12 protein-coding genes are annotated in these 15017 nt (G+C 73.6%); 4 read left to right on the top strand and 8 right to left on the bottom strand.

Translation table 11 applies throughout. The annotated features are described in order from the left end of the window. Positions 1 to 99 precede the first annotated feature (99 nt). On the top strand, positions 100 to 2088 hold the full coding sequence (locus tag FS641_RS03585; RefSeq protein ID WP_260855675.1) for a potassium transporter Kup: 1989 nt from the start codon (positions 100 to 102) through the stop codon (positions 2086 to 2088). 67 nt (positions 2089 to 2155) lie between these two features. Here the strand turns inward: FS641_RS03585 and FS641_RS03580 are convergent, their stop codons facing one another. After that, positions 2156 to 3034 (bottom strand): LysR family transcriptional regulator, encoded by an 879-nt coding sequence (locus tag FS641_RS03580; RefSeq protein ID WP_144760088.1) that lies wholly within the window; start codon positions 3032 to 3034, stop codon positions 2156 to 2158. 94 nt (positions 3035 to 3128) lie between these two features. Between FS641_RS03580 and FS641_RS03575 the strand changes: the two genes are divergently transcribed. Beyond that, positions 3129 to 3851, top strand: a complete 723-nt coding sequence (locus tag FS641_RS03575) for an SDR family oxidoreductase (RefSeq protein ID WP_144760085.1) — start codon at positions 3129 to 3131, stop codon at positions 3849 to 3851. Positions 3852 to 3855: 4 nt separating this feature from the next. Here FS641_RS03575 and FS641_RS03570 read toward each other — a convergent pair whose 3' ends face one another. Continuing rightward, entirely contained in the window at positions 3856 to 5229 is a 1374-nt protein-coding gene (locus FS641_RS03570; protein ID WP_144760082.1) for a serine hydrolase, read from the bottom strand. Positions 5230 to 5315: 86 nt separating this feature from the next. Here FS641_RS03570 and FS641_RS03565 point away from each other — a divergent pair, with 86 nt between their 5' ends. Both FS641_RS03565 and nadE read left to right on the top strand, forming a co-directional pair. Continuing rightward, positions 5316 to 6467 (top strand): AI-2E family transporter, encoded by a 1152-nt coding sequence (locus tag FS641_RS03565; protein ID WP_144760079.1) that lies wholly within the window; start codon positions 5316 to 5318, stop codon positions 6465 to 6467. Between the two features lie 11 nt (positions 6468 to 6478). After that, positions 6479 to 7300: an ammonia-dependent NAD(+) synthetase gene (nadE, locus tag FS641_RS03560; RefSeq protein ID WP_144760076.1), complete on the top strand. Its 822-nt coding sequence runs from the start codon at positions 6479 to 6481 to the stop codon at positions 7298 to 7300. Positions 7301 to 7324: 24 nt separating this feature from the next. On the opposite strand, the gene FS641_RS03555 is transcribed toward nadE, so the two are convergent. The 6 genes from FS641_RS03555 to FS641_RS03530 all read right to left on the bottom strand — a co-directional run bounded on the left by FS641_RS03555 (position 7325) and on the right by FS641_RS03530 (position 14973). After that, positions 7325 to 8689 (bottom strand): NtaA/DmoA family FMN-dependent monooxygenase, encoded by a 1365-nt coding sequence (locus FS641_RS03555; protein WP_144760073.1) that lies wholly within the window; start codon positions 8687 to 8689, stop codon positions 7325 to 7327. Positions 8690 to 8781: 92 nt separating this feature from the next. Next, positions 8782 to 9168, bottom strand: coding sequence for a hypothetical protein (locus FS641_RS03550; protein ID WP_144760070.1), 387 nt, complete (start codon positions 9166 to 9168; stop codon positions 8782 to 8784). Next, a complete protein-coding gene (locus FS641_RS18525) occupies positions 9165 to 10037 on the bottom strand; it encodes an ATP-binding cassette domain-containing protein (protein WP_144760067.1) in 873 nt (290 codons plus the stop codon). Before FS641_RS18525 ends, FS641_RS03550 begins: the two co-directional genes overlap by 4 nt. Beyond that, on the bottom strand, positions 10034 to 10876 hold the full coding sequence (locus FS641_RS03540) for an ABC transporter ATP-binding protein (RefSeq protein ID WP_144760064.1): 843 nt from the start codon (positions 10874 to 10876) through the stop codon (positions 10034 to 10036). The genes FS641_RS18525 and FS641_RS03540 overlap by 4 nt, the downstream gene beginning before the upstream one ends. Continuing rightward, positions 10873 to 13962, bottom strand: a complete 3090-nt coding sequence (locus FS641_RS03535; protein ID WP_144760062.1) for an FtsX-like permease family protein — start codon at positions 13960 to 13962, stop codon at positions 10873 to 10875. Before FS641_RS03535 ends, FS641_RS03540 begins: the two co-directional genes overlap by 4 nt. A 90-nt stretch (positions 13963 to 14052) precedes the next feature. Further along, positions 14053 to 14973 (bottom strand): phosphotransferase, encoded by a 921-nt coding sequence (locus FS641_RS03530; protein ID WP_186317565.1) that lies wholly within the window; start codon positions 14971 to 14973, stop codon positions 14053 to 14055. Positions 14974 to 15017: the final 44 nt, after the last annotated feature.

Raw genomic sequence — 15017 nt, 5'->3', positions numbered from 1 at the left:
CGGTCAGCCGCTTCGCGCCAGCTGCACGCGCGCACGAGCAACGGTGGCAGGATGATCGCTGGCCGCTTCCCTGGCGACTGGATTCGGGAGAGATCGAGCGTGACGGACACCCACTCCGCGGCTCCTGTCGGCGAGGACACCGCACCCGGCAACGACGCCGGACACGACGACGCCGGGCACGACGACGCCGGGGGCGGTGTCCCCAGGAGTCTGATGGGCTTGGCGCTCGCGGCACTCGGCGTCGTCTTCGGCGACATCGGCACGAGCCCGCTGTACGCGCTCCGCACGGTGTTCACCATCGACGGCGGGATCGTGAAGCCGGTCCCCGAGGACGTCTACGGCGTGATCTCGATGATGTTCTGGAGCATCACGATCATCGTGTCGATCAAGTACGTGCTCGTGCTCATGCGCGCCGACAACAACGGCGAGGGCGGCGTGATGGCGCTCGCCGCACTGGCTCGGCGGCTCTACGCCAAGCGCCGCGGGGGCTCCACGATCTTCCTCATCGTCGGGATCGTCGGCGTCTCGCTGTTCTACGGCGACTCGGTGATCACCCCGGCGGTCTCGGTGCTCTCCGCGGTCGAGGGTCTCGGCACGGCGGCTCCGACGATCGGGCACCTCATCGTGCCGATCGCGGCCGTGATCCTCGTCGTGCTGTTCTTCGTGCAGCGGTTCGGCACCGGCAGGGTGGGGACGCTCTTCGGCCCGGTGATGCTGCTCTGGTTCGTCGTCATCGCGGTCGCCGGACTGCCGCTCATCGTGCAGCACCCCGGCGTCCTGCAGGGGCTGTCCCCGACGTGGGCCATCGCGTTCGTGTTCGCGCACCCGTTCATCTCGTTCGTCGCGATGGGCGCCGTCGTGCTCGTCATCACCGGTGCCGAGGCCCTGTACGCCGACATGGGGCACTTCGGCCGGGTGCCGATCCGCCGCGCCTGGTTCTTCGTGGTGTTCCCCGCCCTCGTCCTCAACTACCTCGGGCAGGCCGCCCTGGTGCTCGAGCACCCGGAGGCCACGAAGGACCCGTTCTTCCTGCTCTTCCCCGGGTGGGCGCAGCTGCCCGTCGTGGTGCTCGCGACGGCCGCGACGGTGATCGCGAGCCAGGCCGTCATCTCCGGCGCGTTCTCGCTCACCCGGCAGGCCGTGCAGCTGGGGCTCCTGCCGCCGCTGACGATCCGCCAGACCTCCAAGCGCGAGGGCGGCCAGATCTACCTGCCCGCCGTGAACCTCCTGCTGTTCATCGGCGTGATGGCGATCATGCTGACCTTCCGGTCGTCGGCGAGCCTCGCCACCGCGTACGGGGTGTCGGTGACCGGTGCACTGGTCACGGACACACTCCTGCTGCTGCTCGTGGTGAAGCCCCTCTGGCAGTGGGCGACCTGGAAGCTCGTGCTCGTCGCCGTCGTGTTCGGCGGCCTGGAGCTGACGTTCCTCGCCGGCAACCTGTCGAAGGTGCTGCACGGCGGCTGGGTCCCGCTCCTCATCGCCCTCGCGGTGATCACCGTGATGACCACGTGGCGACGCGGCCGGCAGCTCGTGCAGCAGGAACGGCAGGAGCGCGAGGGACCGCTCGACGCGTTCATCGAGAAGATCAACACCAAGCACCTCCCACGCGTGCAGGGCGTCGCGGTGTTCCCGCACCCGAACAAGGACACGACCCCGCTCGCGCTCCGGGCGAACGTCGAGCACAACCACGTCGTGCACGAGCGCGTCATCATCGTGTCCGTCATCACGGCGAACGTGCCGCACGTCCCGCACGCGAAGGCCTTCGTGCGCGACGACCTCGGCTACACGGACGACGGCATCGACCACATCACCGTCAAGTTCGGGTTCTCCGACGACCAGGACCTGCCGCACGCCCTGCACGCGGCGTGCCTGTCCGAGGTGCTCGACCTGGACCCGGACGCCATGGCCGACGCGTCGTACTTCATCTCCCGTGGTGCGCTCCGCCCGATGCACGGGAACCGCGGCATGGTGTCGTGGCGGAAGAAACTCTTCGTCGGGCTCGCCCACAACGCCGCCGACCCGGCGGCACGGTTCGGGCTGCCGCCGCAGCGCACCGTGACGATGGGGAGCGACGTCGAGATCTGACCCGGCGGACCCGGCGGACCCGGCGGACCCGGCGGACCCGCCGGACCCGGCGGTCCGGACCTGACGCTCAGGCGGAACGCGGAACAGCGGCGGACTCCGCCGCGACGACGGCGTTCCGGACGGCACGGGCCACGTCCGGCGAGGTCGACGCGGCCGGCCAGGCGACCACCGTCGTCGCGAGGGGCGCGTCCAGCACCGGCACGGCGACGTGCTCCGGCCACTGCAGCGTCCGGCTCGACCGCGGGATCACGATCACCGTGCGCCCGAGGGCGACGAGCTGCGCGAGCTGCGCCTGTGACCGGACCTCGGGCCCGGGGCCGTCCGGGTAGCTGCCGTCGACCCGCGGCCACCGTGCGGCCGGCAGGTCGGGGAGGTCCCGCAGGTCGGCGGTGGACACCGCCGGTCGGGACGCCAGCGGGTGCGACCGCGGCAGGATCGCGACCTGCTGTTCGGTGCGGAGGTCCTCGGTGTCGAACCCGGTCAGGTCGTCGTACGTGCGGTGCATGAGCGCCACGTCCGCGGTGCCGTCCCGGAGCAACGCCGCCTGCTCGTGGACCTCGCCGAACACCACCTCGACCGGCAGTGCGTCCGCGTCAGCCGCCTGCACGTCGAGGAACGCCTGCAGGAGCTCGTGGTCCGCGCCCGCCTTGACGGCGAGCACGAGGTTCCGGTCCGGCTGCCCGGCACGACGGGCACGGCGACCGGCGGCCGCCACCGCCGCGAGTGCCGGTCGAGCTTCCGCCAGCAGGACCGTCCCGGCCGCGGTGAGGGTGATGCCGCGGGTCCCGCGGACGAACAGCGCCGTCCCGATCCGCTGCTCGAGCTGCTGGACCGCGCGCGACAGTGGTGGCTGCGACATCCCGAGGCGCACGGCGGCGCGGCCGAAGTGCAGCTCGTCGGCCACGGTCACGAAGTACCGGAGTTCACGCGTCTCGAGGTCGTCCACGGCAGCGAGCCTACGTCGACCGATACCCGTCGGGTATCGGTCGACACCGGATCGGTCTTGGACCGGACCCCGGCGACGGCCGGAGGATCGGACCATGACAACAGCAACCACCGCCCTGGTCACCGGGGCGAACAAGGGCATCGGGTCCGCGATCGCGGAGTCGCTCGGGAGGCTCGGCCTCCGTGTCGTCGTCGGCGCACGTGACGAGGCGGCCGGCTCGGACGCCGCGGCGCGGTTGGCCGCGTCCGGCATCGACGCGACGAGTGTGCGGATCGACGTCACGAGCGACGAGAGCGTCGCGGCTGCGGCACGCGAGCTCGAGGAGCGGTTCGGCACCCTCGACGTGCTCGTCAACAACGCCGGCATCTCCGGACCGTTCGACCCCGTCACGTGGGGGCAGGACCCCACGACGATGGACCTCGACGACCTCCGCAGCGTCGTCGACACGAACGTGTACGGCGTGGTCCGGGTGACGAACGCGATGCTGCCGATGCTCCGCCGGTCGGCGCACCCGCGGATCGTGAACACGTCGAGCAGCATGGGGTCCCTGACCCGGCAGCCGGGACCGGTGATGGGCGTCTACTCCTCGTCGAAGACGTTCCTCAACGGCATCACCGTCCAGTACGCGCGGGCCTTCGCGGACACCCCGGTGATCGTGAACGCCGCGTGCCCGGGCCTGGTCGCGACCGACTTCAACGGGTTCGCCGGCGACCGCACCCCCGAGCAGGGTGCCGCGGCCGTCGTCCGGCTCGCGACGCTGCCGGACGACGGCCCCCGGGGCGGACTGTTCGACGACGCCGGGGTCGTGCCCTGGTGAGCCGCTAGTCCTCGGCGGGGAAGTGCAGCTGGGAGATCGCGTCGTGCAGCGGCTCGGTCTCCCACCGCGCCGTGAACGTCCGGGTCGGGGCGTCGAGGTCGAGCCAGAGCTGGTGCGGGGTGTCGACCAGTCGCACGGACACGACCGTCCGGCCGTCGTCGGCGGTGGCGGCGCTCGCCGCGGTGGCGCCGTCGACGGCCCAGGACCCCTCGCCGACCAGGGCCCGCACGGCGGAGCCGTCCTGGTGCAGCGTGACGGTCCACCCGCGGTCGTCGTCGTGCTCGAGCTCGACGGTGTCGAGACCCGGGATCCCGGGACCGGAGGCGCGCGTGGAGCGGCCCCGGGCCTCCAGGCCGATCGGACCACCGGCCACCGGCGGCGACGTCAGCGTCGACAGGTCCAGCCGGTGGTCGTCGCCCGCGCGGTCGATCGCCGGGAGCAGGTGCTCCCACACCGCGTCGAGGACCGCCTGCATGTCGGTGCTCTGCCCGGTCATCGCCAGCACGACGTCGTGCTCGGGCAGCACGATGCAGAACTGGCCGTACGCACCGTCGCCGCGGAAGCCGTGCCGCGCCATCCAGAACTGGTAGCCGTAGCCCTGCCGCCAGTCCGGGTTCGCCTCGTCGGGGTTGGCGACCTGCTGCCGCGTCGCCTGGTCCACCCAGTCCTCGTCGAGGATCCTGACGCCGTCCCAGACGCCGCGCTGCAGGTACAGCTGGCCGAGCTTCGCGATCGACTCCGTCGTGGTGTAGCCACCGCTGAACCCGAGCTCGTTGCCGTGCTCGTCCCGGCGCCACCCGAACGTCGCGATGCCGAGCGGGTCGAACAGGCGCGGCCGCAGGAAGCCGAGGAGCGACGTGCCGCTCGCGCGTCGGACGACCTCCGCCAGCGTGTACGTGCAGGGCTGGTTGTACGCGAAGACGGTCCCGGGGTCCTCGTCCGGCGGCAGCAGCAGGAAGCCCCGGACGAGGTTCCCCGGGTCGACGGCCCGAGCCCGGTCCAGGGTCTCCTGCCGGTGCCCGCTCGACATGGCGAGGAGGTTCCGCAGCGTCATCGCCCGGCTGCGGGGGTCGGTCACCTCGGCGTCGAGCTCGGGGAAGTGGCTGACGACGGTGCTGTCCAGGTCGAGGAGGCCCTCGCGGCTCGCGATGCCCACGGCCGCGGCCGTGAAGCTCTTGCTCAGCGAGTACAGCAGGTGCGGGCGGTCGGCGGAGTACGGCGCCCACCATCCGTCGGCGGCGACCTGCCCGTGTCGGAGCAGCACCAGGCTGTGCGGCTCCACGCCGGGCGTGGACTCGAGCGACCGGACCAGGCCGGCGATGCCGGCGGCGTCGATGCCGAGGGCGGACGGGGTGCTGCGCGGGAACGTCGTCGTCACCTTCCTGAGCGTACTCACGGACGGCCTGCCAAGATCGAGGGAGCGTTCGAGTGCAGATCGCCCCGCCGTCACCGACAAGGATCCGCATGCCGTTCTTCCGCCCGTCCGCGCCCGCTCCCACCGAGGTGCCCCAGGCCCAGCGGAAGGCGTGGTCGGACCCCTTCGGACGCCTCGCGACCCGCTGCCTGCAGGCCATCATCGTGCTGGTCGTCGTCATCGCGATCGTCTTCGCGGCCAGCACGATCAGCGTCGTCACCATCCCGGTGCTCATCGCGCTCATCATCGCCTCGGCCATGCACCCGGTCGTGGCCTGGTTGCGCCGACACCGCGTGCCGTCCGTGCTCGCCACGCTGGCCGTGCTCGTCGGGGTGCTCGTCGTGCTCGGGCTCGTCGGCTGGCTCATCGTCGTTGCGGTCGAGAACCAGTGGTCGGACCTGCAGGACTCGGCCGTGGACGGCTTCCGGCAGCTGCAGGGATGGGTGACCTCGCTGCCGATCTCGATCTCGGACTCGCAGATCCAGGACGCCACGAAGACCGTCACCGACTTCGTCACCAGCGCGCAGTTCGGGTCCGGAGCGCTCGCGGGTGCCTCGGCGACGGCGAACTTCCTCACCGGGCTCGTCCTGATGATCGTCGTGCTGTTCTTCTTCCTCAAGGACGGCCCCCGCATCTGGGAGTTCCTGCTCCGTCCCTTCACCGGCTCCGGGTACGCCCGAGCTCGTCGTGTCGGCGACCGGGTCGTCTCGACGCTCGGCGGCTACGTCCGCGGCACCGCTGCCGTCGCCGCCGTCGATGCGATCGGCATCGGCGTCGGGATCGCCATCGTCGGCGTCCCGCTGGCGCTGCCCCTCGCCGTCGTCGTCTTCGTCACGGCGTTCATCCCGATCGTCGGTGCGACCGCAGCCGGCATCCTCGCCGCCCTCGTGGCGCTGGTCGCACTCGGGCCGGTCCAGGCGCTCGTGGTCGTCGGCATCGTCGTGCTCGTGAACCAGCTCGAGGGCAACTTCCTGCAGCCGGTGCTCATGGGCCGGACGCTCAAGCTGCACGGGCTCGTCATCCTGGTCGGCCTGACCGCCGGCACCGTGCTCGCCGGCATCACCGGCGCGGTGATGTCGGTGCCGCTCCTCGCCGCCGCGTGGGGCGCCGTGCAGGTCTGGGACGGGCCGGACCAGCCCGCGGCGATGTGGCGGCAGAAGCGGACCGAGGACGTCGCCGAGAAGGCGCGCCGGCAACGGTGAATACTGGGCACGTGCGTGAACTCCAAGCCGCCATCGCCGCGGCCCTCGACGTCCAGCCGACCATCGACCCGGCCGAGGAGGTGTCTCGTCGTGTCGGCTTCCTGCGCGACTACCTGACGACCACCGGCGCGAAGGGCCTCGTCCTCGCGATCAGCGGTGGCCAGGACTCCACCCTCGCCGGGCGTCTGTGCCAGCTGGCGGTGGAGTCGCTCCGCGCCGAGGGACACGACGTGACCTTCACCACGGTGCGCATGCCCTACCGGGTGCAGGCCGACGAGGACGACGCGCAGCTCGCCCTGCAGTTCATCGCCGCGGAACCGGGCATCACCGTCAACATCGAGCACGGGGTGGACGGCGTCGTCCGGGACACCACGGACGCCGGTGTCCCGCTGAGCGACTTCGTGAAGGGCAACGTCAAGGCGCGGATGCGCATGGTCGCGCAGTACGCGGTGGCCGGGCAGCGCGGACTCATCGTCGTCGGGACGGACCACGCGGCGGAGGCCGTCACCGGGTTCTTCACGAAGTACGGCGACGGCGGCGTCGACATCACCCCGCTGACCGGGCTGACGAAGAGCCAGGGCCGGCAGGTCCTCGAACACCTCGGCGCCCCGGCCCGGCTGTACGAGAAGGCCCCGACGGCGGACCTGCTCGACGAGACCCCCGGGCAGACCGACGAGGCGAACCTCGGCCTGAGCTACGCCGAGATCGACGCCTACCTGCAGGGCCACGACGTGCCGGTCGAGGTCGCCGAGGCGATCGAGACCCGGTACCGCGCGACGGAGCACAAGCGCCGGGTGCCGGCGACGCCGTTCGACACCTGGTGGCGTTCCTGACGCCCCCCGCGTTCGCCGACCCGCTCAGGCGGTGACCGGCGTCTGCCGGTACCCGGCGGCCGGGTGCGAAACGGGGAGCCGAGCCGGGCCTCCCGTCACCCGCTCGCGGAGCGTCTCCCCGTCCGTGTAGCGCTCCGGCAGGCGCCCGCGCTCCCGCAGGAGCGGCGTGACGTACGTGCCGAAGTCCCGCACCGTGTCGAACGAGTGGTACTGGCGGAGGTTGATGCCGTCGATGCCGTCGTCGTCGAGCCAGCCCTCGATCTGCTCGGTGACGGCCTCGGGGACGCCGGCGGCCCAGAATGCCCCGTGCCAGGCCTCGTCCACCCGGTCGAGCAGCTCGCCGACCGTGGCGTCCAGCGCGACCCGACCGACGAGCCGTTCGCCGCCCTCGACGCCCTCGGCCTCGAGCGCGTCCCGGACCGTGCGGTTCCGCGGGTGCGCGAGGGCGTCGAAGGGGACGCTGCCGTGGACGAGCGGACCGACCTCGCTCGCGAAGGCCCGGTACCGCGCCACCTTGTCGTCGACGTCGCGCTGCGTCGGCGCGGTGATGACGGCGGCCTGCGTGACGAAGCGGACGTCGCCACGGTCCCGACCGGCTGCCTCGGCGACGGCGCGGACGGCGTCGGCGGTCCGCTGTACCCCGTGCCCGCCGGTGAAGACGACCTCGGCGTGCGTCCCGGCGCGGGCGATGCCGGCGGGGGACCCGGTCGCCAGGAAGAGCGTCGGGGTGCGCTGCAGCGACGGCTCGGACAGGTGCGGTCCGGCGACGCTGAAGTGCCGGCCGACGTGGTCGATCGGGTGGACCTTGTCCGGGTCGGTGTAGACGCCGTTCGCCGCGTCGCGGACCACGGCGTCGTCCTCCCACGAGCCCTCCCAGAGCCGGTACACGACCTCGAGGTACTCGTCCGCGATCTCGTAGCGGGTGTCGTGCGGGATCTCGGTCGCGAGCCCGAAGTTCCGGGCGGCGTTCGGCAGGTAGCTCGTGACGACGTTCCAGCCGACGCGGCCGTTCGTCAGGTGGTCGAGCGTCGACATGCGCCGGGCGAAGGCGAACGGGGGTTCGTAGCTGGTCGACGCGGTGATGCCGAAGCCGATGTGCTCCGTGACGGCGGCCATCGCGGGGACGACGAGCATCGGGTCGTTGTTCGGGATCTGCAGTCCCTCGCGGAGGGCCGGTGCCGCCGAACCTCCGTACACGTCGTACGCGCCGAGGACGTCGGCGATGAAGACCGCGTCGAACTGTCCGGCCTCGGCGGTCTGCGCGAGCTCGGTCCAGTACCGGATGTCGGTGTAGCGGTGCCGGTTGTTGCCCGGCAGGCGCCACAGCCCGTGGGTGATGTGTCCGACGCAGTTCATCTCGAACACGTTGAGCAGGAGTCGCTTCGGCATGCTGCGAGGCTAGGGACGCGACCGGATCCCGCGCTCGTTCGTGACGCGGTGTTGCGGGGGCGCCGCCGAGCCGACGGTGGATCGCCGGGACGTCAGTCCTGGTCGCGGCGGTCCTGGTCCGCCGGCATCCCGTCCTGGTCGAGGCGGTCCTGCTCGGCGCTCATGCGCTCCTGCCAGACGACGGCCCGGGCGGCGCCCTCGAGCACGTCCTCCACCGGGCGGTCCGTCTGTGCGGCGAGTGCACCGCTCAGGCCGGCGGCGATCGTGCCGCTCGCGGCGGCGAGGCGTTCGACGACCTCCTCCTGGCGCGGGGTCAGCGGTTCGTCGATCAGGTCGTCGATGGTCTCGCGGATGTTGTCCTCGCTCGCGTCGAGCGCGGCCTCGTCACCGGAGTGCAGGGCGGCGGCCTCGCCGACGACGACGAGCCCGAGGCGTGCGGCGTCCTCTTCCGGGCGGTGCGTTCCGTTCTCGTCGTTCATGGGGCGGACCGTACGCTCCCGACCGTCCCGGGACCTGGGTCGATGGGGTACCCCGCACGGCGGCGCCCGTGCGGGCGGAGCCCCGGCGGCTCCGGGACGCCCACGCGCCGGTGGACGGTGCCCCGCACGTCGTCGCCGCTGACGCCGTCCCCGTCGTCGGACCGCCCGACGACGACGACGCCGCCCCGTGCAGCGGCTGCCGCGATCGCCTGGTCCACCACACCGACGGAGGCGGGGTCGAGCTCGCTCGCCGGGTCGTCGAGGACCGTGACCAGGGCGTCGGCGACGAGTGCCCGGGCGAGGGCGACGCGCTGCTGCTGCCCACCGGAGAGCTGCTCGGCGAGGTTGTGCCGCACGGCGTCCGGGACACCGACGGCGTCGAGTGCGGCGTGGACCGGGTCGGTGCCCGTGCCGGCGTCGGCCCGGTCGCCGGTCCTGGTCGTCTGGTGGGGCCGTCCGCTCGCGAGCAGGCCGAGCGCGACGTTCTCGGTGGCGGTCAGGGCACCGAGCAGTCCGTGGTCGCGGGACATGGCCGCGACGGGCACGACCCGGTCGACGCCCGGCTCGCCCGTGCCCGTGTCCGGGTCTGCGCCCGCGCCCGTACCCGCGCCCGTGCTCGTGCTCGTGCTCGTGCGCTGCACGACCCGCGCGGACCCGGTCGTGGTGACGTCGGCGGGGACCTCCAGGAGCGGTTCGACGCCCGCGTGGGCCGCGAGCTCGCGGGCGAGGGCGGCCAGCACCGCGGACACCTCGGCGCCGTCGCTCCCGGACAGGACCAGGACGGTCCCGGCGGGGACGGGGCCGTCGAGGACGACGACCTCGCGCCCACCCGTCCGCACGGCGAACCGGTCGAACTGCAGGACGGTCATCGTGTCTCCCCGTCGTCGGCTCGTCGGATCCGGAGGCCGCCGTCCCCGTCCGGCTCGACCGTGACCAGGGACCCGGTCGGCCAGTCGCCGCGCAGGTGCTGGGGGATCGGCACGGAGCCGTCGGCGGCCACGACCGCGCGGCGTCCCGAGCCGGAGTCCTCCTCGCCGACACGGCCGTCGCGGAGGTGGATCATCCGGTCCATCCGCCGCGCGACCCGTTCGTCGTGCGTCACGAGCAGCACGGCGATCCCCTCGCGCGTGGTCTCCTGGACGAGCAGGTCGAGCAGGGCGTCCCGCGCGTCACCGTCCAGCCGGCTCGTGGGTTCGTCGGCGAGCAGCAGGCGTGGCCGTGGCGCGAGCGCGACGGCCAGCGCGGCGGTCTGCCGGTGCGAGACCGACAGTGCGGAGACCGGACGGTCGTCGTCGGGGACGCCGCCCGCGGCGAGGACACGCGCCCCGAGCGTGGTGTCGCGGCCGCGGAGCCCGCGGACGGACCACGCCACGTTCGCCGCCGCGGACTCGTGTGCGAGCAGGTTCACGTCCGTGCCCTGGAGCATCAGGCCGAGGACGTCCCGTCGCAGGCGTTCCAGCGCGCGTCGGTCGGCGGTCCCCAGGTCCTGGTCGCCGATCGTGACGGTCCCGGCACTCGGGCGCATCAGGCCCGCGGCGATCGAGAGCAGGGTGGACTTGCCCGACCCCGAGCGGCCGAGGAGGGCGACCCGCTGGCCAGGTGGCACCGTGAGGTCGACGCCACGCAGGGCGGCGACGTCGACCTCTGCCTCGCGGTAGACGTGGACGAGCCCGGAGGCGCGGAACGCGGGCTGTGGGTCGGGACTCATGCCGTGCCTCCGTCCCGGCCGCCGCGCCGCCCCGGTGGTCGTGCGCCGACCCGCGCGACGACCACGGAGACCGCGAGCGCGATCGCGACGGTCGCGACCGTGACGACGAGCACCGTCACGGGTCCGACCGGCACCCCCATCGGCGGCAGTGCGTCCGGGCGGAGCGGCAGGCGCCCCGCGGTGAGGAGGGTGGCGGCGGTCCCCGCGACGGCGCCGACCACGGTGGCGGCCGCGACCGGCAGGAAGGTCTCGAGGAGCAGGGCGTTCCGGAGCGCGCGCCGACCGAACCCGGCCGTGCGCAGCACCCGGACGTCGTCGCGGCGTGCCCGGCCGCCGATCGCGGCGACCCCCGCGACGACCAGGAGCGTCAGGACGAGCGCCGCGCCGGCGACGGGGACGCCGACGAGTGCCCCGAGGACGCGCGGGTCCCGTTCCGCGCGTCGCTCGGCGTCCCCGAGCGTGCGGTGCCCGGTGACGGTGACGTCGTGTGCCCGCAGCGCCGCCGTGACACGGTCAGCGGCGCCCGGTGCGACCCAGACCTCGTGGTCGGTGCCGACGCCCCGGGGGTCGGTGACCCGTCCGGCCGTGGTCAGGTCGACGAGGGCCCCGTCACCGAGGACACGCGGCAGGGTCGGGGCCGTCCCGACGACCCGGAGGACGAGGGACTCGCCGTCCAGACCGACGCCGACGACGGCGTCGCGGATCCCCGCGAACGGCTGCAGTGCGGTGCCCGCACCGACGAGCGCCGGGAGCGGTTCCGTCGCGTCCCGGGGCGCGATGCTCGGTGTGCCCTGGCCGGTCGGGTCCACCCACGACACCCGGAGTCCCGTCCGGTGCTCGCCGACGGTGGCGCTCGGTCCGCCGCTCGGGAGGCTGTCCTCACCGATGCGGTCACGCCACCGGTCCGGGTCGAGCCACCTGGTCGACACGGCACGGTCGTCGACGCTGATGGCGGTGACCGTCGCCCCGAGGCCGTACGGCGTGGCCTCGGAGGCGTGACTGGCGATGCCGAGCCAGGCGAGTCGACATCCGTCACGGCACGGGACGGCTCCGTCCGGGCTGGTCAGCGTCCCCGCGCGGACCCCGCCGAAGTCGACGCGGTGCCACCCGTCGCCGGCCTGGACGACCGCGACGAGGTCGACATCGTCGGGATCGGCCGTCGCGATCGTCTGCGCCGCCTGGCCGTCCGGTGCCCCCACCTCCGCCAGGGTGACCGACAGGCGTTGCCCCGTGATCCGGAGCGACGGGCCGCTCGCCGGACGGAGTGCACGCTCGACGGACGCGACGTCACGGCCACCCCACGCGGTGTTCCACGACCCGACCGCACCGAGCCGCGTGGTGTCCACCGCGACGAGCCGTCCGACGCCGGAGCCGCCGGTCGTGGTCTCGACGGCCATCGCCGACCGGCCGGAGGGGTCTGCGTCCCGGACCGCCTGCTGGAAGGACGTGCCGTCGCCCACCGCGACGTCGAGGACCGTCGCGGCCCCGAGGCTCGCCGCGGCGTGGTCGTCCGCCAGCCGGACGGCGAGGACGGCGGTCTGGGTCGACGACACCGTGAGCGCGACACCCATCACCACCATGACGGCGGTCGTCAGCACCGACGGCGTCCTCGCGATCCGCCGGACGACGAGCAACTCGGTCAGTGAGCGGGCCGGCCGCGATGCCCGTCGACGCACCACCGCGACGCCGACCCGGAGGGCGACGACCCCGAGCAGGACCGCCACGAGCGACGGCGCGAGGAGCGCCACGCCGGGGCCGGAGATGCGCGGCTGGGTCACGACGGCCGCGATCCCGACGACCGCGGCGACGAGGGCCACAGCCTGGACGACCGCGCCTGCGCGGGAGAGTGTCCTCGGTTCGGTGACCCGGCGCAGCAGGTCGACCAGCGGGACCCTGGCAGCGCGGGAGCTGGCGACGACGAGCGCGACGAGCGAACCGAGGAGCGCGGCGGCGAGTGCGAGCCCCACCGGGGCGCGGAACGGCTGGATCGCCGGGGCGTGCGCGCCGAGGAGCAGCGGCGCGCAGACCACCGCGAGGCCGGATCCCGCGGCCGTGCCGACGAGCGCGCCGACGAGCGTCGCGATCGCCGGCTCCAGCAGGACCGCGCCGAGCCGCCGCCGCGCCGGGAGCCCCCGGAGGCGGGCGAGTCCCCACTCGGCGGCGCGTGCCTGACCGATGCGACCGACGACGACGCCCTGGGCGAACCACGCGAGCACGATCGCCTGGAGTGCGGCGACCGCGACCACCACGGTGGCGGCGTCGTTGCCGTCGGCCACGTGGTCGACGAGTGCGTCGATGCGCTGCTGCACGGAGACGGACGACGCCGCTCCGGTGGTCGTCAGGGTGGCGTCGCTGACGTCCGAGACGTCCTGCACGACCGCCCGCACGTCGTCCAGCTGCAGCCCCGGCGCGAGCGTCGCCACGGACCAGACCGTGCCCTCCAGGGACAGCCGGTCGAACCCGCCGAGGGACATGACGAGGTCGGGATCGCCGTTGCCGCCGCTGCCGAAGAGCTTCCCGGCCCCACCCGCGATCCGGCCGACGCGGGTGTCCGGGTCGTAGGTGCCGACGACGCGGAATGTGCGGGTCTGCTGCGGGACGGACTGCACGGTCACCGGGAGTCGTGCACCGGTGGCGATGCCGGAGCCCCTCGCGGCGAGGACCTCGTCGTCGCCCGTCGGGCACCTGCCGTCCCGGAGTCCGAGTCGGTGACAGTCGTTCGACAGTCCGGCGAGCTGGACCGCCCTCGTCGTCGAGTCCGTCGCTCCCGGCACCGGGTACGACACGCTCGCGCTGCTCTCGGCCACCACCACGTGCGGGAGCCACCGGCGGTGGTCGGAGGCCGGCGAGGTCGTCGCGACGACGGCCCCCTGCGCATCGGTCAGCGACCCGACGGGGATCTCCGCGGACGCGGCGATCGAGGTCCGCGCAAGGCCGGCTCCCCGGAGCGCGTCGTCGAGGGACGCCTGTTCCACGGCACGGAGGAGCAGCGGCGCGATCACCGACACGACCGTGGACACGAGCGCGAGGGCGGCCAGCACGACCGCTGCTGCCGGGCGGCGGCGGACACTGCGCGACCAGGACACCGGACCCCCTCGTGGCGCCGGCGTCGTCACCGGCGTCGGCATTGTGGCACACGGCGGACTCCGGCATCCCGCTGGCGCATCCCGGGTGCGTCAGGCGGCCTGCCGCCGGAGGAACCACCGCGCAGCGGCCTCACCCTCGGTCCGCTGGAACGCGCGGATCGTCGGCATGCCCGGTGGCGCCGGTCGGCTCGCCTTCTCGAGGAACATGCCCGCGAGGCCCGCGAGCACCGCGTCGACGGACTCGGACGGGACGCCGTCGAAGACCGGGTGGGTCGCGACGTGGTGCTCGACGTCGACGTCCTCGCCGCGCACGACGGTGTCGAGCAGGTAGGTGAGCGGGTCGAGCCAGTGGGCGCCGACACCCGCCCAGGGCCAGTCGACGACCCACACGACGCCGTCGCGGTCGACGAGCAGGTTGTCGGCGCGGCAGTCCAGGTGCACGAGGTGTCCACCGTCCGCCGCGGTCGCGCCGCCGCGTGCCGCCGCGGCGAAGCGGTCCGCGGCGGCGGCGACGTCCGGCGGGAGTGCTGCTGTGTCCGACGGCAGCATCCGGTCCCACGCCCCGAACTCCTCGGCCAGGTCGGGTGCGGCCCGCGGGAGCTCGGCGAGGGGGCCGGTCGCCACGGGCAGCGTGTCCAGCGCGTCGAGCACCGCGCCGACGTCCGCGCCGCCGGGGTGCCCTCCGTCGACGTCCTCGAGCACCAGCGCGATCCAGTCGTCGCCGTCGACGGTCCGGCGCAGCGTGCCGAGGAGTGCGGGAGCCTGCACGGACGCGGGGATGTGCGCCATGACCCGGGCCTCCTGCTCGTGGAAGCCGTACCCGTCGGGGTTCGTGGCACGGGAGAGGGTCTTCACGAAGGCGCGCCGACCCGCTTCGGTCCGGACGCGGTCAGCGCCTCCGGGCGACCACCCGCCGGCCTGCGAGACCGCCGTCGTGACCGGGGACCCCAGCAGGTCCTCCACCCCCGCCCGCAGTGCCGCCGGTACGTCGTCCCATGCTGTCCGCCCCATCGTCCGACCGTAACCGACCGCGTCGAGCACGGACTTGCGCTCCG

It is taken from the genome of Curtobacterium sp. 9128 (assembly GCF_007673775.1).
Taxonomy (GTDB): domain Bacteria; phylum Actinomycetota; class Actinomycetes; order Actinomycetales; family Microbacteriaceae; genus Curtobacterium.
The sequence above is the reverse complement of the archived record's forward strand: the minus strand, read 5'-3'. Positions and strand labels throughout refer to the sequence as shown.

Bases quoted from the DNA above. Each gene is read 5' to 3' on its own strand.
- FS641_RS18525 (WP_144760067.1), bottom strand. From the start codon at position 10,037: ATGACCGTCCTGCAGTTCGACCGGTTCGCCGTGCGGACGGGTGGGCGC.
- FS641_RS03530 (WP_186317565.1), bottom strand. From the start codon at position 14,973: ATGGGGCGGACAGCATGGGACGACGTACCGGCGGCACTGCGGGCGGGG.
- FS641_RS03555 (WP_144760073.1), bottom strand. From the start codon at position 8,689: ATGCCGAAGCGACTCCTGCTCAACGTGTTCGAGATGAACTGCGTCGGA.
- FS641_RS03540 (WP_144760064.1), bottom strand. From the start codon at position 10,876: ATGAGTCCCGACCCACAGCCCGCGTTCCGCGCCTCCGGGCTCGTCCAC.
- FS641_RS03565 (WP_144760079.1), top strand. From the start codon at position 5,316: ATGCCGTTCTTCCGCCCGTCCGCGCCCGCTCCCACCGAGGTGCCCCAG.
- FS641_RS03550 (WP_144760070.1), bottom strand. From the start codon at position 9,168: ATGAACGACGAGAACGGAACGCACCGCCCGGAAGAGGACGCCGCACGC.
- FS641_RS03575 (WP_144760085.1), top strand. From the start codon at position 3,129: ATGACAACAGCAACCACCGCCCTGGTCACCGGGGCGAACAAGGGCATC.